The following is a 21676-nucleotide window of genomic DNA, read 5'->3' as shown; positions in this document are numbered from 1 at the left end:
CGGTCTCACGGAGGCCGCCCCCCGGAACGTGTGCCGTCGCCGCTGGTAATGGCAGCGCCGGGCGACTGCTTGGCGTCGCCGACGCCAGTTCGGCCAGTTCATTGCGTGGCATCGGCCCCGGTGCCCGCGCAGGTGCGGGGGCCGGGGCCGACAAGCTGCCAGGAGTCGCCGAACCTCCGCCACTGTGAGCTCGATGACCCTGGCCGTCCCGCCGGTTCCGCCCCTTTTTCCCTGACCTGGTGTGTGGTGGCCGCCAGGAAGGCGTGCGCGAGCATGGCGAGGGTGATGTGCCGGTACCAGCCCACATAACGACGGACTTCGAACTGGGTACTGGTCCAGGCCGCACTCGTTCTTCGCGGACCGGAAGCATTCCTCCATCGCCCAGCGCGACCCGGCGACCCGCACCAACTGCCGCGCGGTGGTCTCCAAAGAGGCATAGTAGGCGGCGACTTTGCCGAGGATCTCGTCGGCGGTCTTGGTCCAGATGAAGGTTCTGGGGTGTTCGTTCCAGTCGGCGAGCCAGGCTCGGATGTCTCGTTCGAGGGCCTGGACAGAACGGTGGACACCGCGGCGGAGCTTCTTTGCAGTCAGCTCGCCGAACCATCGTTCCACCAGGTTCAGCCAGGATGAGCCGGTGGGCGTGAAGTGCAGGTGGAAGCGGGGATGTGCCAGCAGCCACCTCTTGATGGCGGGTGTCTTGTGGGTGGCGTAGTTGTCCAGGATCAGATGTACGTCGAGGTCTGCGGGGACCTCCTTGTCGACCTTGGTCAGGAACTTCTTGAACTCGGCGGCCCTGTGCCTGCGATGGATCGAGCCGATCACCCTGCCGCTGGCCACTTCCAGGGCCGCGAAGAGGGTGGTGGTGCCGGCGCGGATGTAGTCATGGCTGCGGCGTTCGGGGACTCCGGGCATCATCGGCAACACCGGCTGCGAACGGTCCAGGGCCTGGATCTGCGACTTCTCGTCCACACACAGCACCAGCGCCTTCTCCGGCGGGTCGAGGTAGAGGCCGACGACGTCGCGTACCTTGTCGATGAACAGCGGATCCGTGGACAGCTTGAACGTCTCGCAGCGGTGTGGGGCCAGGGCGAAGGCACGCCACAATGGCGCTCGCGCAGGCTGTCGTCGACCCGTCTGCTGCCCGCCGGGCGGCGGAGTCTCCCGAGCGGCTGCGCGTGCCCGGCGGACGTCGGCCCGGATGGCCATATCATCCCGGACCCGCGGATTGGCCTCGTAGAGTCCGAGCATGGGGAACGGGAAGCACTGGCGACGAACAACAGGTCAAGTCTTGTTCAGTGGCGGTCCCGCTGATCGCATCCACCTAGCCGTCGATCAGGCCCGACGCCCCGACGGCGTCGTCGTCCTCTACCCTCACGTCAAGGCGCCCGACCTCTCTGAACTAGCCGAACTATCAGTTCGATCGGTGCTGCGCCTGGTTCCGCCGCCGTCACCGAGAAGCGCGCGCTGTGCTTCGCGGACGCCCGCGGCGTCCGAGCGGGGCACCGGTCATTCACGGGCGGGGAGAACCAGGCGGAACGTGCATCCCGGACCGGCTCCGGTGTCGAGTTCCAGGCGCCCGCCGTGGCCCTGAGCGATCGCTGTGGCGATGGCGAGGCCGAGGCCGCTGCCGCCGTGGTCACGGGAGCGGGCGGGGTCGACGCGATAGAAGCGCTCGAAGACCCGCTCGGCCTCCTCCGGCGGCAGACCGGGCCCCTGGTCGGCAACTTCGATCACGTGGATCGGTGTGTCCTCGGTCAGGGGTGGGGAGGCGCTGGTGCGGCCGGGGCGGTCGGTGCCGCCCGTCGTCGCCCCTGCGCGGGCGGTGCCCACGCGTACGTCGACGGAGGTGCCGGGGGGCGTGTGGACGAGCGCGTTGGACAGAAGGTTGTTGACGACCTGGAGCAGGCGGTGGGCATCTCCCACCGTTTCCACGACCTCGAGTCCGGAGTCCTCGGCTTTCTCGTCGTTCTTGTCGAGAGGGCTGAGCGTCACTCGGTACTCGCCGCCCGTGCGTACGGCCGCCGCGCTCACCGCGTCGGCCGCGAGGGACAGCAGGTCGACGGGGGCGGTGCGGTACGCGGGCTCCTGGTCGAGCTTGGCGAGTAGGAGCAGGTCGTCGACGAGGAGGTTCATGCGCTCGGCGTTCCTGGCGACGTGTTCGTCGGCCTCCCGGCGTTGTGCGGCGGGGCGGTCGGGGTGGCGCAGGGCCAGCTGGGCGAAGCCCTGGATGGAGGTGAGGGGTGTACGCAGCTCGTGTCCGGCGTCGGCGACGAAGCGACGCAGCCGGGCCTCCGAGAACTCTCGCTGTCGCAAGGCCTGTTGGAGGCGGTCGAGCATGTCGTTCAGCACGGTGCCGAGGCGGCCGGTCTCGGTGTGCGGATCGGTGTCGGGCAGTCGCAGGCTCAGATCCCCGGCGGTGATGTCCTGAGCCGTGTGTTCCATCCGGGTCAGCGGAAGGAGGCCGAGGCGGACCACCCACCGGCCGACGGCGATGAGCCCGACCACGGCAGCGGCGAAGACGGCCATGTTGAGGGCCAGGAGTTTGTCCATGGCCCCTTCCACGGTGTCGAGGGGCAGGGCGACCACGAAGCTGGTGTCCTCGACGGGTCCGTTCTTCCACAGCACCCGCCAGTGGCCGTCGCCGGATACGGCGGGGACGATGGCCTGGTGCCCCTTGGTCAGTTGGAGTGCGCTCGTGGAGTGCGGCAGTTCCGGCCCCGGCTTTTCCCCATCGCCCAGGGTTCCCCGCTCGTCACCTGAGGCGTCGTAGAAGGTGAGCCGGAAGTCCGAGGGCAGGGTGATGGAGTCCGGGGCGGGTCTGCTGGGGAGCTTGGCGCGGCCGGGGAGGATGAACTCCGTGAGCTGCTGGTCGACTCGGTTCAGCAGCCAGGAGTGCAGGACCAGCACCCCGATGGTCTGTGCGGTGAGGACAGTGGCCGCGGCGAGCAGGGTCATGCCCCACACGAGGCGGCTGCGCAGCGAACGGGGGCGCCGTGTCCGCGGCGCGCGTGTCACCGGTCGGTCCCTGTCGCATGGTGGCCCCGGGGAAGCCGCAGGCAGTAACCGACCCCGCGCACGGTGTGCAGCAGGGGCGGATCGAAGCGATCGATCTTGCGGCGCAGGTACTTGACGTAGGTCTCCACGATGCGGCCGTCGCCGGCGAAGTCGTACCCCCACACATGGTTGAGGATCTTCGTCTTGCTCACCACCCGGCTGGCGTTCTCCATCAGGTAGGCGAGCAGGTTGAACTCGGTCGGAGACAGCGGGATGTACTCGCCGGCCCGGTACACCTCATGGGCGTTCTCGTCCAGCTCCAGGTCGGCGAAGCGCAGGATCCCGCTGCCGGCGCCCTCGGTGGCCGGCAGGTGGTCGGGGTCGGTCCGGCGCAGGATGGCGCGGATGCGCAGCAGCACCTCCTCGATGCTGAACGGCTTGGTCACGTAGTCGTCGCCGCCCGCGGCCAGGCCCGCGATGCGGTCGGTGACCTCACCGCGGGCCGTGAGGAACAGTACCGGTGTCCGCACGCCGGCCGCCCGCAGGCTGCGGGTGACCTCGAGGCCGTCCAGGTCGGGCAGCATCACGTCCAGCAGCACCAGGTCGGGGCGCAGGCCCTCGATGTCCCGCAGGGCGTCCTGCCCGGTGGCGGCGCCGGCGACCTCGTAGCCCGACAGTCGCAGCGCCGACTCGAGCAGCATGCGGATGCCGGGGTCGTCCTCGACCACCAGGAGGCGGTGCGGAGCAGGGGCGGAGGGCGGTTCGGGCATGGTGCTGTGTCATCCGTTCTGCCGCCGCTGCTACTGGGTGGTGCTGTTGGCGGCGCAGTCGTACAAGGTGGTGGCCGTAAGGCCCATCATGCCGCCAGCGGCTGAGTCGCCGCCGCCAGAGCCGCTGGTGCTGCCGCCGTACTCCTTCGCGGGCACCCTCGTGCAGTTCTCGCTGATCCACGTCGACCGCTGGGATGCCGCGCTGTCCGCGCCGCCCATCAGAGCGCCCAAGCCGCCGGAGGAGCCGGAGTCGGAGCCGAGGACGTAGCGCAGTTCGCCGCTCTTGGTCCACTTCCGCAGCTGCTGCACGGAAGGCGCGTTGTCGCTGCCGCTGAAGCCGCCCATACCGATGACCGTGGCGTCACTGTTCAGGATGAACGTGGCCGACCCCATGGATCCGCCTTCGACCGCGAGGGTGATGCGGGCGTCGACGGAGTGCTCGGTGGCGTAGTCGAGAATCTTGCGCTGCTCGGAGCTGAGGGTCGTGCCACCGAAGCCTCCGATGCCGCCTCGGCTGCCCGAGCCGCTCCCGCCGCCGCTTCCGGGGACGGAGGGCATGGAGCCTCCCGTGGAGCCCGAGCCGTCCCCTCCGCCCGCGCCGGGGGCCCCGGGCATGTCGGTGGGCGCCCCGGAAGGCATACCCTCGGGTGGCTCGCCCGACGTCCCGCCGGGCATTCCCGACCCGCCTTGGCCGAGGCCCTCCGGCAACTCGACGCCTTCGGGCAACTCGAGCCCCTCAGGCAGCCCGCCGCCGCTCCCGCCGAACGACATCGTCGCCGGCCCGGCCGTCGGGTTGCCCCCGCTCAACGCTGACCCCGACCCGCCCGGCACGCTCACCGCCCACGCGCCCGGCGCGAGCAGGACCGCCAGCAGCGCACCGCCCAGGGCGACCGGCACCAGGCGAACCGTCCGCCACGCGGCGATCAGCAGTGCGACGGCGACGAGTCCCAGCAGCAGCACGACCCAGGCCAGCCACCCGTTCCAGGACGGAACCCGGCGGATCACGACGGCGGCCCATCCCACGGTCACCAGCACGGTCCCGGCGCCGACCGGCAGTGCCCAGCGCGCCCCGGCCCGGTGCGCCCGCGCCAGCGCAGTCACCAGACCCGCAGTCAACGCGGCTACGGCGGGGGCCAGTTGGGTCGTGTAGTACGGGTGGAAGACGCCCTCCTGACTGGAGAACACCAGGCCACACACCAGCAGCCAGGTCCCCCACAGCACCCACCCGGAGCCCGCCAGGGCCTCGCCCGCCGAGCCGCTGCCGCGCCGGCGCAGCACCGTCCCTGCCACCGCGACGACCAGGGCCACCGCGCTCACCGGCAGCAGCCAGCTGATCTGCCCGGCCACCTGATCGTTGAACAGCCGCAGCAGCCCCGCCTCGCCGCCGAAGGTGCCGCCGAAGTTGCCCATGCCGCCGGTGCTCGTGCTCTCGCCGAAGACCCGGCCGAGCCCGTTGTAGCCGGTCACCAGGTCCCAGGCGCCGCCGTCGGTGCTGCCGCCGATGTACGGCTGCTCACCGGGCCACCAGGCGACCATCGCCACCCACCACAGCGAGGAGACCGCGCACACGGCACCGGCGATCAGCAGCCGCCCGACACGCACCAGCCAGGTCCCCGTCGCGCCGACCAGCCAGGCCGCGGCGAGGGCCGGGAGCACCATCCAGGCCGCCATCATCTTCGTGAGGAACCCGCAGCCGATCAGGAACCCGCTCGCGCACAGCCACCACGTGGAACGCCGGCCCGAGTCGGTCTGCAGGGCGCGGGTCAGCGCGTATGCGGCGGACACCAGGAACAGCACCAGCAGCGTGTCGGGGTTGTTGTCCCGGTTGATCGCCACGGTGATCGGCGTCAGCGTCATTACCAGGGCCGCGAGCAGCGCCGCGCCCTCGCCCGCCCAGCGCCGGACCGTACGGTGCAGCACCAGGACGGCGGCGACACCCTCCACCACCTGGGGCAGGATCAGCGCCCACCCGTGCAGGCCGAAGATCTTGCTGCTGACGACCTGCGGCCAGAGTGCGGCCGGTGGCTTGTCGACCGTGATGACTCCGGCCGGGTCGAAGGAACCGAACAAGAAGTTGGTCCAGCCCTGGCCCATCGACTTCACGGCGGCCGAGTAGTAGCTGTTGCCCCAGCCGAGCGAGCCGAGGGCCCAGCCGTACAGCAGGGCGGACAGGAGCAGGATCGCGGCCAGGGCGGCGGGGGCTGCCCAGCGCGGCAGGGCGTGTCCTGTGACGGGCAGGCGCACGACGGTGCTCGGCTGCGTCTCGGTGGTGTGGGTCATGGTGGGATTCGCTCTCGGGGAGTCGTACGGGGATCGGTCGCGGGGAGGTCGTACAGCGGTCAGGGGGTGCCGCTGCGGAAGACGGCCAGCCGCAGCACCAGGAAGCGGATGCCGGTCACCAGGACCGAGGAGGCGGCGAGCACGAGCGTCTCGGCGGCGGCCGACGCGTCCGGTACGGCGTCGCGGAAGAGCAGCACCGCGGCCGAGGTGATCAGATACCCGAGGACGAACAGCGCTCCGGCGCCCAGGTGCGCCCGCCCCGCACTGACACCGTCGGCGGAGTAGCGGAAGGTGAGGCGGCGGTTGGCCTCGGTGTTGAGGAGGGTGAGTACCAGGAGCGAGACGAAGTTGGCGGCGGCGGGCTGCCACCAGCCGCGCAGCAGCCAGTACAGGAGGGCCTGTCCCGCAGTCGAGGCCATACCGATGAGGACGAAGCAGCTGATCTGCCAGGCGAGTTGGGAGCGGGCGGCGTCCGGGGCCAGGACGGCGTCGGGGTGCTCGGCGGCGGGTTCCGGGCGGCGCGGCACCGGGACGCGGGCGGCGCCCGACGCCTTGAGCCGGGCCATGCGCCACAGGCCTTTGAGGTCGTCGGTGGCGGTGCCGACGACGTCCACCCGGGTATCGACGTCCTCCACCCAGTCCACGGGGACTTCGTGGATGCGTAGTCCGTTGTGCTCGGCGAGCAGCAGGAGTTCGGTGTCGAAGAACCACGCGTCGTCCCGGGTCTTCGCCAGGAGTGGGCGGAGCACGTCGGTACGGGCGGCCTTGAATCCGCACTGGGCGTCACTGAAACGAGCGCCGTGAGTGAGCCGGATCAGCGCGTTGTAGCAGCGCGAGATCAACTCGCGGCGAGGGCCGCGCACGGTGCGGGCACCGGGGGCGAGACGGCTGCCGATGGCGAGGTCGGAGTGGCCGCTGGCCAGCGGGGCGATGAGTGGCAGCAGTCCGTCGAGGCCGGTCGACAGGTCGACGTCCATGTAGACGACGATGTCGGCGTCGCTCGTCCCCCAGGCGGTGCGCAGCGCCAGACCGCGGCCCTTGCGTTCCAAGTGGACGACGCCGACACCGGGCAGTTCGTCACAGAGCTCCCGGGCCACGGCCAGGGTGCCGTCGACGCTGGCGTTGTCCGCCACGGTGATCCGCCACGGGTAGGGCAACTCGTCACGCAGACGGGTGTGCAGGGTTCGGACGCAGCCGGGCAGGGCGCGTTCCTCGTTGTAGACGGGGATGACGATCTCGACGGTCGGCGTGCGCGTGACGGTCGAGCCGTGGGCACCGGCCCGCGACGCCGGCTGAAAACGCTGCACCGTACGCAGGCTGCTGCTGGTATGCGTCATGAGTTCCTCGAACGGTGGGGGTCGGTGGAGGGCGGCTCCCGTTCGTGCCCGCGTCCTGACGGTGCGCCGGGTCGACTCTGACCGGCGCGGCAGGGGAAACACGGGGAGCAAGCTGGGAATTGACGGAGAGTCCGCTGTCAGTCGGCCCGCCGGCAGGCGGCGAAGGACGCGGCCAATCTTCGCGCTACGACCTGAGAAGCCGAGGTCAGCCACCCGGGAATCAGCCGAGAGGATGCTGTGCCACTGGTATGCGGCACGCTCAGTGGAGGACATCGAGATACAGAACAGCAAGGAACGCCGGGCCCTCGTGGTCGGGCTCGGTGTCAGCGGAATCGCAACTGCTGTGCGACTGCGGCAGAGCGGATGGACGCCCGTCGTCATCGAGCGGTCGCCGGCCAGGCCCCCGGCACGGGGGTGCGGGGGCCTGCCTCGGCGGAACTGCTGCTGCGGGAGCGCGCGCACTGGCGGGTACTTCGTCGCACTGTTCGGTGGCGGCCGGTCCCCGGCGCAACGCCTGGGCATCCTCGACTATCTGAGCGACCGCATCCCCGCCGGCAGTGCCTCGTACGACATCGACCGCGTGGGGAACCGTCGGCCCGGCCTCGGCTATGGCGACCTGCCCGGCAGTCCCTGGATGATGGTGCGCGGCGACGTCGAGGAGGCCGCCTTCACGGCGCTCCCCGACGATGTCGAGATCCGTTACTCGACCGTGCCGTCCCACATCGCGCAGGACGCCGACGGCGTGGACGTCACGATGAACAACACCGCGGACGACACCTCGGTCACGGAGCGGTTCGATCTGGTGGTCGGCGCGGACGGGCTGCGCTCCACCGTGCGCTCCCTCGTGTTCGGACCGCACGAGAAGTACCTGCACCGGCTGAACTACATGGCGGTCGCCTACCAGCTTCCCGGCCCGCTCAGCGAACTCCATCAGGACGCCGGCGCCACCCTGATGGAGGCCAACCGGTCGATGTGGCTCTTCCCCTTCGCCGGCAGTCCGCAGACGGTGCTGCTCAACTACCACACCGATGACGTGGACGCCGAGTTCAAGGAGTCACCGGCCCAGCGCGTACGCGCGGCGTTCCGAGCCCACCGGCCGCTTGCTGGGCGAGGTGCTCGACGGGCTGGACACCGCCGAGGACCTGTTGTTCGACTCGGTCGAGCAGACACGGATGGACACCTGGCATCGCGGCCGGGTCGTACTCGTCGGTGACTCGGCCTGGTGCGTCAGCCTCTACGCCGGCATGGGCGTCTCGATGGGAATCACCGGGGCGGACCTCCTCGGCACCATGCTGGACCGCAACCCCACCGATGTGCGCCGCGCCCTGGCCGTCTGGGAACAGACCCTGCGCCCCCACGTGGACGTGTTCCAGCAGAACGGCATGGATCAGCGCATGTTCTTCGTGCCCGCCAACAATGCGGAGCTCGCTGTGCGCAAGGCCATGAACCTGGGGATGCGGATCCCAGGGGCCTCGCACCTCCGGCCGCATCTCGGTGGCCGGCCTGGTCTGCTACCGGCCCGGCCACCGCTCCCGGCTGCTGTTCTGTCTCCACCGCTACCAGCGGCGCAAGGGCGAGCAGGCGAGCTTCACCTGGCGCGACTACCGCGACTTCCTCGTGCTGGCCCACCACGAGCTCGACACCCCGATCGTGCTGATCTGGGACTCAACCGGGCACACCTGCGCCGAGATGACCGCCTTCATCGAGGCCAAGTCCAGCTGGTACGCGTCTTCCGGCTCCCGTCCTACGCGCCGGATCTGAACCCGGCCGAAGGCATCTGGTCGCTGCTGGTCCGCGAGCCGCTGGCGAACCTTGCCGTGGGCGGCTTCGACGAACTCGTTGGACGTGATCAGACGGGCCCTGAAGAAGATCCAGTACCGATCTGACTTGATCGACGGATGCCGCCGTGACCGGCCTGACCCTCATCGTCCGTAACTTCACGGATCAAAGATCAGTAAGATGTTTCCCACGACCCTTGTTCATTGAACGAGCGGCCGTGGTGTCTCGACCCGGACGGCGTTCGGATATGTCGGCGACGCCGACTCTCGATGTGCCGCATTGGACCCGGGCTGGGCGAGGATCTGACCGTGTTCCGCTATCGCCGAGGCCGTCCCGGTGTGGTCGTCGAACACTGCGCGCACCGGGGCAGGCCTGCGAGCCTGATCGTGGGCGTCGTCGCGATGCGGCGCGGTAGCCGTGGTATCCGGTCGAGGAACGCTACGGTCTGGCTTTCGTCTCCATAGGACCACCCGAGTGCAAGCGACGACACCCACCACCGGGCGTTGTTCTCCATCCCCTCCAGCGATCCCGAGCGCGTGCACCGGTTCCCCTTCGGCGTCAAACACGACGGCGAGAACACCTGTGGGAGCTGACCGAATAGGAACACCGACGATTCCCCGGTGACACCGAAGCGCAAGCGTCACAAGGCCCCATGACCCTGCGCTGCTCAACACCATGATCGACGACCGGCCGCATATTCACCCGGCCCGCGACAGCGCAGAAACCCACCACACCGATTCCCTCGACCGGAGCCTGAACAGGACACGGCCGACGACGAGGCCGAAGATGGTCTACGCCTCGGCCTCGCCGTCAGGAGACGGCCGGCTTGGACGCCGATCTGTCAGGCGACATCGAGGGTCTTCGCGGCGTCGTCCCAGAGCCTGTGTGCGAGGGCGGTGTCGCGAGCAGGCCCCTTCAACGGTTCCTCCTTCGCCTTGTTGAAGTACCGGCCCGTGCCCTTGGATGTCACGAGGTCAACAATGGCTGGGGCTGCCTCGTCGGCGGACTTCCAGAATCGCTTGGCGGCGTTGGCGACCAGCCCTGCAGCCCGGCCGTGCTCGCCGAGCCCGGTCCGCAGGACGCCGGGATGCACGGCATCGATCGTCTTCCCGGCGTCCTTCCACCGCTCGGCGAACAGCGGGACCATCAGCAGGTTGGCCAGCTTGGTGTTGCAGTAGGTCCTCATGGAGTGGAAGTCCTCGCCGGTCGGAGTTCGGTCGGGATCGATCTTTCCCCTGAGGTAGAGGCCCGCGCTGACCTGCACGACCCTGCGCAGCCGCTCCTCCAGCAGGTGGTTCATCAGGAACGGCGCGAGATGATTCGTGAAGAACGCCTGCTCGAACCCGTCCTCGTTGAGCTCGCGGCGGCCGGGCCAGAGTGCCGCGTTGTGGACGAGTATGTCGATGTCGGGGACGGTAGTGGTGATCTCTGCCGCGGCCTGCCGTGCCGTCCGGGCAGACGACAGATCTCCGACGACGAGGTTCGCCCCGATCTCACGCGCGACGGCCGCCCCCTCGTCCGGCCGCCTTGCCACGATCGCCACCCGGTGCCCCCGCCGGACGGCCTCCGCCGCCACGGCCCGCCCGATGCCGCGGTTACCACCTGTCACTACCACACTCAGCGATTCACTCATGCCACTGAGCGTACTAGAGGACTGACCCCTAGAGCCACTTTGGTCATTTAGTCATAGCGTGGGGCGGGACACGAGGGGAAGGAATCGAGGTGGCGGACGTAGCCAAGCAGCGGTGCTGGTGGAGCGAGCCGCTGCGCGCCGCTCGGGCGGGTACTTCATCCTGTTGTTCGGCGCCGGGGTCGCGTCGGCGCGGCGGCTGGGTGTGCTGGATGCGATCGGCGACCGCGGTCATCCGCAGCTCGTCGGTTACGAGGTGAATCGGGCCGGGCGCCGTACCCCTGGCATGAGTTTGGCCAGCATCCCGGGCGCGGCCAGCAGGCCCCGCCACAGCGCAGGCTGGTGTTCGGCCCGAGGAGTACCTGCCCCGCTGAACTACATGATCGGCGCCACGGTGCTGGATGAGCCGATCGAGGGCTGTGGCCTGCGTGAGGGCCTGATCCTGGCCGAGCCGGGACGCTCGGGGTCAAGATGCAGCGCTGGCACCGCAGCCGGGCGTCCTGGTCGGCGATGCGGCCTGGTGCGTGACCCTGTACGCGGGCATGGGCGCTTCCAGCGGCATTGCCGGGGGCGAGCTGCTGGGCACCATGCTGCAGCGCCACCCAGGCGACCTGCCTGGGGCGCTGCGGGCATGGGAGGCTCGGATACGGCCGTTCATCGAGACCGAACAGGACAGCGCGATGTTCATGCGCACGCTGTTCACGCCCGCCGACCGCAAGGAGCAGATCATGCGTACCGCGATGCGGCGCTTGATGGGCAAGCCGGTCTTTGCATGGGCGTTGGGCAAGATGCCCAAAGGCCCGGACCTGACGAACAAGGAACGCGATGTCGCCGCCGTGTGACAGAAGGAAGAGGACGACTCCAGTGAGCCAGCTGATCGAACAACGCTCGCGCAAGGCTGCCCGCATCCTGGACAGCGCGCGCGAGCTGGTGCTCGACCACGGCGTCCGCAAGGTCACCGTCAGCGAGATCGCTCGGACGGCCGGTGTCGGCAAAGGCACCGTCTACCTGTACTGGGCTGCCAAGGAGGACCTGATCCTCGGGCTGTTCGCGCGCGAACTGCTGACCTTCCTGGACGAGATCATTGCCCGCATCACCGCCGACCCCGCCACGGTACTGCCACGCCGCCTGGCCCCGTTGCTGATCCGCACCGGGCTGGGACTCCCGCTGGGGTCTCGTCTGAAGACCGGCGACGGCGACCTGCTGCGGTTGCTGACGCGGCAAGCCGAGGACCGGGACCTGTTCGCGCGCGTGACGCCCAGTTCGGTGTGCGACGCGGCCATGCCGATCTTCCGCCGACGCGGCCTGATCCGCGACGACCGCCCCTTGGCCAGCCAGGCCTACGCCGTGCACGCCGTGATCACCGGATTCGGCATCACCATGTCCGACCCAACCATGGCCCCACCCGGCGTCGACGACCCTGCCGAGGTCCTCGCCGACACTGTGGCCCAGCAGCTCGAACCGTCTGTCGAACCCGCCGAACCGGCCATCGCCACAGCCGCCGATGAGGTCATCGCAGTCTTGCGTGAAAGCAGGGACGCTGTGTTGGAGCTCATCGAGAGCAGTCAACTCGCCGGAGAATGAGCGACGCGAGGCCGTGCGCTGATCACAACCAGTCAAGAAACCATTACCTGACAAGCCGCCCGACGACAGGAGACTTCAATGATCACAACGCGCCCCGTATTGCTCAATGCCGCCGGTGACCTCGCTGCGACTTCGCCCGACAAGGCGGACTCCTGATGGTTCGCCGCCACTGCACGAATCGGTGACATGTGGTGCTCTCGCGGTGCGCGCGCTGCAGAACGCGGGCGTGCACACGGCCTTCAAGATCAACGGGGCCTATAGCGACCCGGGGTATGCCCCGGTGTGTGGCGATATCGGGGTTGCCGTGGTGACCGCCGGTAGTGCTTTCACCAACGTCCTGACCTCGGTGGCGAGGGCTGGCCGAGACGTGGCGGCCGGACGTGATCGTGCACGCCACGATGCAAGGTACGGCGCCACTCGTCGCGGCCGCGCTGGGCATCCCCACGGTGGTGCACAACTTCGGTGTGACCGCGGGCCTGCCCTACGTCGAAGGGATGGCCGCCGAGTTGGCCGACGAGTACCGGGCCCGCGGGGTGACCGGGCCGCCCGAGCGCACCGTGCTCGACGTGGTCCCCGCCTCGCTCGGCGGCGACGGCACGGGCTGGCGGGTCAGGTACGTGCCGTTCAACGGCGGCGGCCCGGTGCCGGCGGACCTGGTCGCGCGCGGCGGGCGGCAGCGGGTCGTGGTCACGCTCGGCACGGCGCTGTCGCGGACGGCAGGCGCGCGGTACGTCGACCGGCTGACCGAGCAGGCGGCCACGGTGGACGCCGACTTCCTGCTCGCCCTCGGCGGCGCCGACCTCACGCCGCTGGGCGAACTGCCGCCCAACGTAAGGCCGCTGTCGGACTGGGTGCCGCTCGCCCAGCTGCTGGCCGGCTGCGACGCCGTGGTCCACCACGGCGGAGCGGGCACCATGATGGCGGCGGCGGCCGTCGGCATCCCGCAGCTGTTCCTGCCGAGTGGTGCCGACCACTTCACCAACGCCGCGGCCGCCGTTGCTCAGGGCTTCGCCCTGCGCGCCGAGCCCCAGATGGTGGACGGCGACCTGCTCGACACCCTCCTGAACGACGACTCCCTGCGCAAGGCCGCCCTTGCCATGCGTGACGAGATCGCCGCGCTCCCCTCCCCGGCCGACCTGGTGGGCGACATCGAGGACCTGGCGACGGCCGCGCGCTGAGCACCGCGTCGCCTCCCGCCCTGGATGCTGGCCGACATGCTGGCGGCCGAGGCGCAGCGCCCGCAGGACGCGTTGCGCGTGGAGGTCCAGCGGGGTCTGCTGCTCACTCTGTTGTGATGGGGCCCCAGCGTTCGGTCAGCTGAGCGACGAGGAGCAGGCCACGGCCGCCTTCGTCGAATACGCGGGCTCGGCGGAGACTTCACGGATGACCAGTTCGCTGACCACGAGTTCAGTGATGAACAGTTCCTCTTCCAGGTCCCACGCGGCGAGCCGGTCGCAGGCCCGCTCACGTGCCTGGGAGACGATGGCGAAATCGTCGGGGTGGTCCCATGGGACCACCTGGGACCGGTCGAACACTCGGGTGCGGGCGAGGAGCTGGCCATCGCTTTGGGCATCCGTGCCTGCCAGGCCGGGCACCGCGTCGCGTTCGCCACCGCCTCCCAGTGAGTCGACCGCCTGGCCGCCGCCCATAGCACCGGAAAACTCCAGGAGGAACTCCTCCGTCTCGCGCGCGTCCCCGTTCTGGTGATCGATGAGGTCGGCTACATCCCGTTCGACGTTCGGACGCTGGGGAGAGGACTTCGGCGACGACACCGTCGCCGCCGCCATGATCGACCGTCTCGTCCGTCACGCCGATGTGCTCTCCTTGAAGGGAGACTCCTACCGGCTCAAAGACCGCGACATCGGCCGCACACCGAGCGCGGCAACCGGGTGAACAATTGCACAGGCGGGGTCAAAAGTCACCGACCCCAAAGGGGTCCAGGTTCAACGACCGCCGACACAGGGCGACCTGCTGGAGCGCCGGTGCACAGAAGCTCTGGGGATACACGCCGGGAGGGATGACTCGCGCAGCTCATCGCCTGCACCCAGGTCCTGGACCGTGACCACGTCGCCTCCTGGGAGGTGGCCGATGACCCCGCCGCCGTGGCTGAGACCCGCAGACAGGTGGGTGAGCGGCTTGCCACCTGGGGGCTGGAGGAGGCGGCGTTCACGACAGAACTGGTGGTCAGTGAACTGGTCACCAATGCGATCCGGTACGCCACCGGCCCGATCCGGCTACGGCTGATCAAAGACGACCCCCTGATCTGCGAGGTCTCCGACGGGAGCAGCACCTCGCCTCACTTGCGTCTGGCTCAGCTGAATGACGGGGGAGGCCGAGGTTTGTTTCTCGTCGCTGAGCTCACCGACCGTTGGGGAACCCGATACACCTCGACCGGCAAGACCATCTGGGCCGAGCAGTCAGCCGGGAGCCCCTGAGTGAACTGTCGAAGTCTTGCCGGCTTCAACCCGGCTGCAGGCTGTTCCCGGCGGAGCCGGGCGATCCTCACGCGGGACAGCTCTCTGTTCGATGTATTGCCTGACCACGGAGAGCGGTGCGCCGCCGACAGTCCCGGCGAACAAAGCTTGTTGGCGCTCCAGTAGTGCCGTACTGGGCGGCGTCGGCGTGGCGGGGGAGCAAGTGTCTCCCAAGTGGCCGGTCGCGGCGGCGGGCATCGGCACCTTCCGGTGCCGGGTGGGCGACGGTGTCAGGAGGAGGGCCAGTGGCCGACCATCTCGGCGTAGGTCAGTCCGCTGACCTTCTCGCGAATTCCTGGGCGTCGGTGCCTGTGACGCGTACGGAGAGGTGCGTGTTGAGCGCGGGGATGTCGATGCTCCAGCGGGTGGGGTAGGCGTTGCCGCTGGTGGGGCTGGTCCAGATCCGGTGGGCGCCCTCGTCGAGTGGCTTGACCGCCGCCAGTTCGTAGGAGCCGTCCGGGTGCATGACCGTGGCCCAGGCGTTCTCCCCCTTGCTGTTGACGGAGTCCCACACCAGGAGCTTGTCGCCGCCCGGGAGGCGGATGGGCATCCAGGTCCAGCGCATGGAGGTGTCGTTGATGTCGACAGGGCCCCACTGCCGGTTCAGTCAGGTCTCCCCGGACACCTTGTAGTTCTTGTTCTGGACGGAGAGAGTGCCAGTGGTCTGCATGGACGGCAGGGCGTACTCGTAGTTCGTCTTGCCGTACAGGGGGAAGGATCCGGTGCCGGCCGCCTTCAGGGCCGGTCCCTTGGCCTTGAGCTGGAGGTCGAGGGAGCCCCACGGCGTGCTCGCCTTCACCGACATGTTCTGCGTGGTGCCCTTCCAGGTGATGTCGGGCGTCTTGATGTCGAGTCCGGTCTTGGCCCAGTCCAGGTTCTTCGTGGCGACCGGGACCTGGTACTCCTTGAACCAGCCGGTGGTGACATCGGTGACGCCGACGCTTATGACGTGCTGGCCTGTGTTGGGGAACGTCGCCGTACTCAGCGTGATCCCGAAGTCGTGGCCGCCGCCCTCACCCAGCTGGTGGCGAAGATCGACTCGCTGTCCGCGGGGTCGGAGGTCAGGGTGTGGGCGGCGAGGTCGGCGTCCGGGCGACCGTGGTCGGGATCCCCGCGTTGACGACGCGGGTGGTGCGGCTGTCCTTGTATTGTTCCGCGGCCTGGGCGGTGGGCAGGACGGCCGCACCGAGCAGTGCGGTGGCGGTGACGGTTGTGATGGCGACGCCGAGCCTGGTACGCGTGGTGCTTTCCTGGGAGTTCTCTCTGGAGGTCGAGTGTGGTGGGGGTTCTCGTGGAGGCTGCTGCGGATCACATGTGGACGACGGGCGCCGCGTCGGGGTCGGTGGCGGGTACGCCGCGTCGGTAGAGGACCACGCTGGCGACCAGGCCGACGGCGAAGAAGACGGCCGACCACCAGTAGGCGGTGGAGTAGGCCTCCAGGCCGGCCTGGGCCTGGACGGCAGGGTCCTTGGGGTCCTTGCCCACGAGGTAGTCGGCGGCGGCGCTGGTGGCGAGGGTGTTGAGCAGAGCCGTGCCGATCGAGCCGCCGACCTGTTGCATGGCGTTGACGGTGGCGGAGGCGACACCGGAGTGCTCGGCGTCCACGCCGTCGACGGCCAGGCTCATGGCCGGGGCGATCACCAGGCCGAGGCCGAGGCCCGCCACCAGCAGCGGCGGCAGGACGTGTGTGGTGTAGCTGCTGCTGAGGTCGAGGCCGGTCAGCCAGACCATGCCGGCGGCGGCCAGGCCCATGCCGAGCGGGACCACCGGCTTGGGGCCGAGGCGGGGGATCAGCACGCTGGTGGCGAGGGTGGCGCCGATCATGAGCGTGGCGGTCATGGGCAGGAAGGCGAGCCCGGTCTCGACGGGGGTGTAGCCCAGGCTCTGCTGCAGGTAGTAGGTGAGGAAGAGGAAGACACCGAACATGCCGGCGCCGCTGATCAGCACGGAGATGAAGGAGGCGCCGCGGTTGCGGTCGAGCAGGACCCGCAGGGGGAGCAGGGGGTGGGTGGAGCGGGTCTGCCACCAGGTGAACGCGGCGAGCAGCACGGCTCCGGCGGCCAGCCACCCCCAGGTCTGCGGGGAGCTCCAGTCGTGACTTTCGGCGTTGGAGAAGCCGTAGACCAAAGCGAACAGGCCGCCGCCGACGAGCAGGGCGCCGGGGATGTCGAGCGTTGCGCTCTTGTCGCGGGTGGTGCGCTGGAGCAGGAGGACACCGCCGACGAAGGCGACGGCGGCGAAGACGAGGTTGACGTAGAGGGTCCAGCGCCAGTCGGCGTACTCGGTGAGCAGGCCGCCGAGGAGCAGGCCGATGGCGCCGCCGGCGCCGGCGATGGCACCGTAGACGCCGAAGGCCTTGGCGCGTTCCTTGGCGTCCGTGAAGGTCGTGGTCAGCAGGGCCAGCGCGGCCGGGGCGAGCAGCGCGCCGAACACACCCTGCCCGGCCCGCGCGACGATGAGCATCTCGAAGCTGGTCGCGGCGCCACCGAGGGCGGAAGCGCCGGCGAAGCCGACCAGGCCGACCAGGAAGGTCATCTTGCGGCCGAACAGGTCGCCTATACGGCCGCCGAGCAGGAGCAGGCTGCCGAAGGCGAGGGCGTAGGCGGTGACGACCCACTGCCGGTCACCGTCGGAGAAGCCCAGGTCCTTCTGCGCGGAGGGCAGGGCGATGTTCACGATCGTCGCGTCCAGCACGACCATGAGCTGGGCCATGCCGATGACGGCGAGGATCCACCAGCGGTGACGTGGTGGTGTGTCAGCGGACGGGAGGGTGGACACGGTGGCCGTGTCGGCCGTTTCTACGGGGCTACTGGACATGACGAGGTCTCCATGAGAAAGGTCAAGGGGATGGGAGGTTCAGTGGTGCGGAGCCGGACGGCTGCGTCGTTGGAGCTCGTCACGTGATGCGGTAGGTAACCGGGGCGCCGACCGTCACTGCTCGGCGAGGTGGGGCGCGCGGATGAGCGGGACATGCATTCCCGGAGCCGGCCACCGTCGGCCGCGCGCTGCGGCGGGAAGGGTGATCAGGCCGCCCAGACGCTCGGGCGGACGGCTCCCGCGTGACGACGGCAAGAGGTGTCACAGGGAAGGACGGCCGCCTTCAGTTCGGGCGCGGGTCCCTCCAGCGCCCGGCGGCGAGCTTCGTGGGCCGAGGTGGGGGAGTAGGTCTGCCAGTAGTGGGCCTGGCGATTGAGGTGGCTGATCAGAGGCATGAGATCGGTCGCGGCGGGGACGCCGGGGATGCCCAGGCGGTCTGCCCACTCCTCCCCGAAGGCCCGGCGGAGCACGCTGTGGATGAGGTGGCGCAGTTGTTCCTCGGACAGGACGGCGCCCGGCGCGTCGGCCATCGCGTGGGCCTGTGCGCCGACCATGGCGGCGGTCAGCGCGGTCGAATTCTCGTCGGGTGCGTCCGTCGTGGCGTCCAGCAGGTCCTGCAGTCGGCGGGCGCCGGCGTGGTCGACCACGTCCTTGTGAAGGCTTTCGTCGAGCCCCAGGAGATGAGCGACGTACGACCAGTACTGGTAGAGGTAGTGCTCCTCCTCGTCAGTGATGTCGATGCCGACGGCCGTCAGGGCCTGGAAGGCGATGAGGGTGAAGCCGAGCCAGGTACGGGCCATGTCGAGCTGACCGACCGGCAGGCCCCGGGCGCCCCTGTCCCAGTCCGTGAGGGTCGTGGCCCGCATACGGGCATGGGCCAGCCGGACCTCCACGGTGGCCAGGTACCCCGGTCGTCCGCGCAGCAGCCCTCCCGGCCGTATGGTCTGGCGCGCCCACACCCCGGTCTCCGCGAGCCGGCGTGCGGCCAGGTCCGCCGGCCTGCCTGTTCCGGCCAGCAGCCGTGCGGTGGCCGGGGAGGCGTAGCTGTGCGCGAGCGCGCCGGTGGTCGAGCAGAGCCCGAACCACATGGAGGGCACGGACAGGCTCACGACATCGCCCCTGTGCAGCGTCAGCGGGTCCGCCCAGGAAGGGGTGGCCTCCAGTTGCCTCAGCAGCGCGGCGATGGCCGCGGGGGGGCTGTTGGCCAAGACTCGCCAGGCCGTGCCTGAGGCCCGCGTCGAGGGCACGCCGGGCCTGCGGGCCGTAGACGTCCAGTTCGGCGATGACGGCATCGGCGAGGGGATCCCCGGCGGTGAGCAGGGTCACCACATGGTCGGCCTTGGCGCCGTGCCGACGGCGGGCCGCCTCCAGGCCGCCCACACGCTCGGGGGCCTTGCGCAGTGTGTGGTTCGCGTCCATGGGGCTCTCACTTTCGAGCGGATGCGGCGGTCCGGCCGCTAGTTGGGGGAGACGTGCTCGTGCGCCGATCGGCGCTGTTCAGTCCTGCGGAAAGCGGCTGCTCAAGTCACTTCGCTGCACCAGGAGGTGCTCTCTGACAACTGTCAGATTAGCTTCATTCTGACAGGTGTCAAGTAAGCTGTTGGTGCATTCACGAGATGGCCGCCTGGCAGCACCTGTCGGGACGCAGGCAAGGCAGGCCATGCCGGCGCAAGCAAGCAGTCTTGGAGGCAGCAGTGGGAGCAAGAGCCGAATTCACTCGACGGCCGGGGCGCCCCGGCGCGGGTACTCCCGCGGTGCCTGAGGAGGAGAACATCCTGCAACGAGGGCTCGAGACGTTCGCGGAGCTGGGCTACGAGCGGGCTTCCGCACGCGAGCTGGCCCGCCGCCTGGGCGTGAGCCACAACTTCATCAACGACCGCTACGGGTCCAAGCTGGCCTTCTGGCGCGCGGTGGTGGACTCCGCGCTGGAGGCGCAGCTGGCGCGTCTGCCACAGGTGGATCCCTCGCTCGACGACGCCGAGCGTCTGCGGCAGTTCATCACCGGCTTCTACCTGACCGCGGTGGACACACCGCGGATGGATCGGATCATGCTCGACGAGCTGTCCCGGGACACCGAGCGGTTGGACTACCTGTACGAGCGCTACATCGCTCCGACCCTGCAGCTCGTTGTCCCGAGCATCGAGCGGCTCGTCGCCTCCGGACGCATCGCGCCCATTCCGATGGATGTGCTGTTCTTCGCCGTCATCCCTCCCGTCTCGGGAATTGTGGAGGGGCCTCTGGCTCGGCGCATGGGCAGGCCCGTGCCCACCTCGCCGGAGCAGCTCACGGCCACGGCGGAGTCACTGGCGGAGATCGTGGTCAACGGGCTGCTCGCCACGGGTGCGGCAGGGCGCCACTGAAGCTGAACTCGAGGCCTGGCAGGCGGACTGGGTGGACACCCTCGCGGACGAGGGCGCGCAGATCAGCCGGGCCGTGTGGAGCGGCGAGTCGACAGCAGCCGAGATCGCCGAGGCGCCGTGGTTCCCGACAGTCAGACGGAGAGCAGCGGCGCCAACCACGTCAACACCTGGCGGATCGCCTACTCGATCGAGGGCTTCCGGGACTGGCTGTTCCGCCGGAAGAAGCAGGGGACCGGGGAGGGTGGGGCTCCGGTCAGGCGGACCCCCCACTTTCTCCTTCGCCCGCCACTTCCGTTCGGGATGGGCGGGCTCGCCGTTGCGCACCGCAAGGCTATGGGCCATCATCAGGAATCCTGTTAGTTTAAGGTTGTAGTGACCGGAGGCGAGCAATGGCGTTCAGCCCCAGAATCCAGGCCAGAGGGATCCAGTTGCTGCTCGGCGGCATGATCTCCCGCGTGCACAAGGACCTGCGCTTCACCGACATCCCGAAGCACACGGAGCCTCTCCGGGTGGAGACCGGCGCCGGACCGGTGAACTGCACCGTCTACCGCCCGTCTGCCACCACCGGCACTCCCGCCCCGGTGTACGTCAACTTCCACGGCGGTGGCTTCGTCGTCGGCCGCCCCGAGCAGGACGACCACATCTGCCGCTACATAGCCGCCACGGCCGACTGCGTCGTGATCAACGTGGACTACGCCGTCGCCCCGCAGCGGCCGTTCCCCGCACCCGTCACCCAGGCCTACGACGTCACCGCGTGGGTCGCCGAGAACGGCCCCGCCAACAACTGGGACGGCTCGCGACTCGCCGTGGGCGGACACAGCGCCGGGGCCAACCTGACCGCCGCCGTGTGCCGACTGGCCCGTGACCGAAGCGCCTTCTCACCGCGACTCCAGATCCTCGACTCCGCGCCGCTCGACATGGTCACCGATCCCGCAGCCAAGCTGTCGCCCCTCGCCAAGCCGCTGCTCAGCCCCCAGATCATGCGGGTCTTCACGGCCGCCTACGTCCCGGACCCGGCCGACCGTGCCGACCCCTTCGTCTCTCCCGCGCTGGCCGACGACCTCGCCGGACTGCCGCCCGCCTTGGTCATCACCGCGGAGAACGATCGCCTGCGCGACGAGGGCGACGCCTACGCCAAGGCCCTGGACGCCGTGGGCGTCCCGGTCACCCACCGCGTCTTCGAGGGCGTCGACCACTACTTCACACACACCGGCCCGGTGCAGGTCGGCAAGGAGGCCATCGAGCTGATGGCCGCCACCCTGCGCACCGCACTCAGCGCGTGATGCGCCGTTGATACGCCGGGTGTCGCACGCCGCCCTTGGTCAATCCGCGCTGGGGGCGTCAGTGTCCGGGAGCCACCAGGCGGTCGTACTCCGACTTTCCGACGATCATCCGCTCCATCCGCGACCGTCTGCTGCTGCCCCTGGAAACGGTGGTCCGAACAGGCCACGGAGAGCTCACCACCGTCGGCCCCGAGGCTCCGCATCTCGCAGAGTGGATCGACCGGAGCTACTGAGGCCGACGGAGCCGCCCCCTCCCATCCGCCCGGCCGGTCTCACCCTGCTCCCGCCACAGGCAGCCAGGCCGACCGGGCCGTGCCGCACGCACCCACGCCGAGGCCTGGCAGGGTGCAAGAGGAGAAAGGGAACAA

18 protein-coding genes and 4 pseudogenes are annotated in these 21676 nt (G+C 69.5%); 11 read left to right on the top strand and 11 right to left on the bottom strand.

Annotation, left to right across the window (positions count from 1 at the left end; genetic code table 11):
* Nucleotides 1-98: 98 nt before the first annotated feature.
* The 5 genes and pseudogenes from Q4V64_RS01950 to Q4V64_RS01930 form a co-directional block, all read right to left on the bottom strand.
* A pseudogene (locus Q4V64_RS01950) lies at nucleotides 99-1104 on the bottom strand (IS630 family transposase); the annotation flags it as partial.
* Between the two features lie 402 nt (nucleotides 1105-1506).
* Nucleotides 1507-2955: an ATP-binding protein gene (locus Q4V64_RS01945; RefSeq protein WP_348540838.1), complete on the bottom strand. Its 1449-nt coding sequence runs from the start codon at nucleotides 2953-2955 to the stop codon at nucleotides 1507-1509.
* Nucleotides 2956-3011: 56 nt separating this feature from the next.
* Entirely contained in the window at nucleotides 3012-3764 is a 753-nt protein-coding gene (locus Q4V64_RS01940) for a response regulator transcription factor (RefSeq protein ID WP_124436850.1), read from the bottom strand.
* A 30-nt stretch (nucleotides 3765-3794) separates the two neighbouring features.
* Nucleotides 3795-6044, bottom strand: a complete 2250-nt coding sequence (locus Q4V64_RS01935; RefSeq protein WP_124436849.1) for a glycosyltransferase family 39 protein — start codon at nucleotides 6042-6044, stop codon at nucleotides 3795-3797.
* 59 nt (nucleotides 6045-6103) lie between these two features.
* Nucleotides 6104-7381, bottom strand: a complete 1278-nt coding sequence (locus Q4V64_RS01930; protein ID WP_124436848.1) for a bifunctional glycosyltransferase family 2/GtrA family protein — start codon at nucleotides 7379-7381, stop codon at nucleotides 6104-6106.
* Nucleotides 7382-7643: 262 nt separating this feature from the next.
* Between Q4V64_RS01930 and Q4V64_RS01925 the strand changes: the two genes are divergently transcribed.
* The gene (locus tag Q4V64_RS01925; RefSeq protein ID WP_216377511.1) at nucleotides 7644-8594 is read left to right on the top strand and encodes an FAD-dependent monooxygenase; all 951 of its coding nucleotides are present in this window, start codon (nucleotides 7644-7646) and stop codon (nucleotides 8592-8594) included.
* Between the two features lie 281 nt (nucleotides 8595-8875).
* Nucleotides 8876-9142, top strand: a complete 267-nt coding sequence (locus Q4V64_RS01920; protein ID WP_253266638.1) for a hypothetical protein — start codon at nucleotides 8876-8878, stop codon at nucleotides 9140-9142.
* 859 nt (nucleotides 9143-10001) lie between these two features.
* On the opposite strand, the gene Q4V64_RS01915 is transcribed toward Q4V64_RS01920, so the two are convergent.
* Complete coding sequence (locus tag Q4V64_RS01915; RefSeq protein ID WP_124436847.1) at nucleotides 10002-10793, bottom strand: SDR family NAD(P)-dependent oxidoreductase; 792 nt, start codon at nucleotides 10791-10793, stop codon at nucleotides 10002-10004.
* A 521-nt stretch (nucleotides 10794-11314) separates the two neighbouring features.
* Between Q4V64_RS01915 and Q4V64_RS01910 the strand changes: the two genes are divergently transcribed.
* From Q4V64_RS01910 to Q4V64_RS01900, 3 genes are all read left to right on the top strand, one after another.
* Entirely contained in the window at nucleotides 11315-11632 is a 318-nt protein-coding gene (locus Q4V64_RS01910; protein WP_124436846.1) for a hypothetical protein, read from the top strand.
* Nucleotides 11633-11654: 22 nt separating this feature from the next.
* Nucleotides 11655-12374, top strand: coding sequence for a TetR/AcrR family transcriptional regulator (locus Q4V64_RS01905; RefSeq protein ID WP_172628947.1), 720 nt, complete (start codon nucleotides 11655-11657; stop codon nucleotides 12372-12374).
* 386 nt (nucleotides 12375-12760) lie between these two features.
* Nucleotides 12761-13552, top strand: coding sequence for a nucleotide disphospho-sugar-binding domain-containing protein (locus tag Q4V64_RS01900; protein ID WP_303708791.1), 792 nt, complete (start codon nucleotides 12761-12763; stop codon nucleotides 13550-13552).
* 103 nt (nucleotides 13553-13655) lie between these two features.
* Here the strand turns inward: Q4V64_RS01900 and Q4V64_RS54695 are convergent.
* Nucleotides 13656-13927, bottom strand: a pseudogene (locus tag Q4V64_RS54695) (PAS sensor protein); the annotation flags it as partial.
* A 232-nt stretch (nucleotides 13928-14159) separates the two neighbouring features.
* On the opposite strand from Q4V64_RS54695, the gene Q4V64_RS54690 reads away from it, so the two are divergent.
* On the top strand, nucleotides 14160-14267 hold the full coding sequence (locus tag Q4V64_RS54690) for an ATP-binding protein (RefSeq protein ID WP_348540788.1): 108 nt from the start codon (nucleotides 14160-14162) through the stop codon (nucleotides 14265-14267).
* Nucleotides 14268-14395: 128 nt separating this feature from the next.
* A pseudogene (locus Q4V64_RS01890) lies at nucleotides 14396-14809 on the top strand (ATP-binding protein); the annotation flags it as partial.
* Between the two features lie 307 nt (nucleotides 14810-15116).
* On the opposite strand, the gene Q4V64_RS01885 reads toward Q4V64_RS01890, so the two are convergent.
* The 4 genes from Q4V64_RS01885 to Q4V64_RS01870 all read right to left on the bottom strand — a co-directional run bounded on the left by Q4V64_RS01885 (nucleotide 15117) and on the right by Q4V64_RS01870 (nucleotide 18873).
* A complete protein-coding gene (locus Q4V64_RS01885) occupies nucleotides 15117-15413 on the bottom strand; it encodes a lipocalin family protein (protein ID WP_124445318.1) in 297 nt (98 codons plus the stop codon).
* A 42-nt stretch (nucleotides 15414-15455) separates the two neighbouring features.
* Nucleotides 15456-16034, bottom strand: coding sequence for a lipocalin-like domain-containing protein (locus Q4V64_RS01880; RefSeq protein WP_172629587.1), 579 nt, complete (start codon nucleotides 16032-16034; stop codon nucleotides 15456-15458).
* A 122-nt stretch (nucleotides 16035-16156) separates the two neighbouring features.
* Nucleotides 16157-17665 (bottom strand): MFS transporter, encoded by a 1509-nt coding sequence (locus Q4V64_RS01875; RefSeq protein ID WP_124445319.1) that lies wholly within the window; start codon nucleotides 17663-17665, stop codon nucleotides 16157-16159.
* Between the two features lie 206 nt (nucleotides 17666-17871).
* A complete protein-coding gene (locus tag Q4V64_RS01870; protein ID WP_253267486.1) occupies nucleotides 17872-18873 on the bottom strand; it encodes an oxygenase MpaB family protein in 1002 nt (333 codons plus the stop codon).
* Between Q4V64_RS01870 and Q4V64_RS01865 the strand changes: the two genes are divergently transcribed.
* From Q4V64_RS01865 to Q4V64_RS01850, 4 genes and pseudogenes are all read left to right on the top strand, one after another.
* On the top strand, nucleotides 18866-19126 hold the full coding sequence (locus Q4V64_RS01865; protein WP_253267487.1) for a hypothetical protein: 261 nt from the start codon (nucleotides 18866-18868) through the stop codon (nucleotides 19124-19126). The genes Q4V64_RS01870 and Q4V64_RS01865 overlap by 8 nt on opposite strands.
* Before the next feature lie 293 nt (nucleotides 19127-19419).
* A complete protein-coding gene (locus Q4V64_RS01860; protein WP_216377728.1) occupies nucleotides 19420-20025 on the top strand; it encodes a TetR/AcrR family transcriptional regulator in 606 nt (201 codons plus the stop codon).
* Nucleotides 20026-20414: 389 nt separating this feature from the next.
* Entirely contained in the window at nucleotides 20415-21308 is an 894-nt protein-coding gene (locus Q4V64_RS01855; protein ID WP_124445321.1) for an alpha/beta hydrolase, read from the top strand.
* A 65-nt stretch (nucleotides 21309-21373) separates the two neighbouring features.
* A pseudogene (locus Q4V64_RS01850) lies at nucleotides 21374-21541 on the top strand (MBL fold metallo-hydrolase); the annotation flags it as partial.
* Between the last annotated feature and the right edge of the window lie 135 nt (nucleotides 21542-21676).

It is taken from the genome of Streptomyces sp. NL15-2K, from assembly GCF_030551255.1.
Lineage (GTDB): Bacteria > Actinomycetota > Actinomycetes > Streptomycetales > Streptomycetaceae > Streptomyces.
Note: the sequence above shows the minus strand (reverse complement) of the source record. Positions and strands in the feature narration are given on the sequence as shown.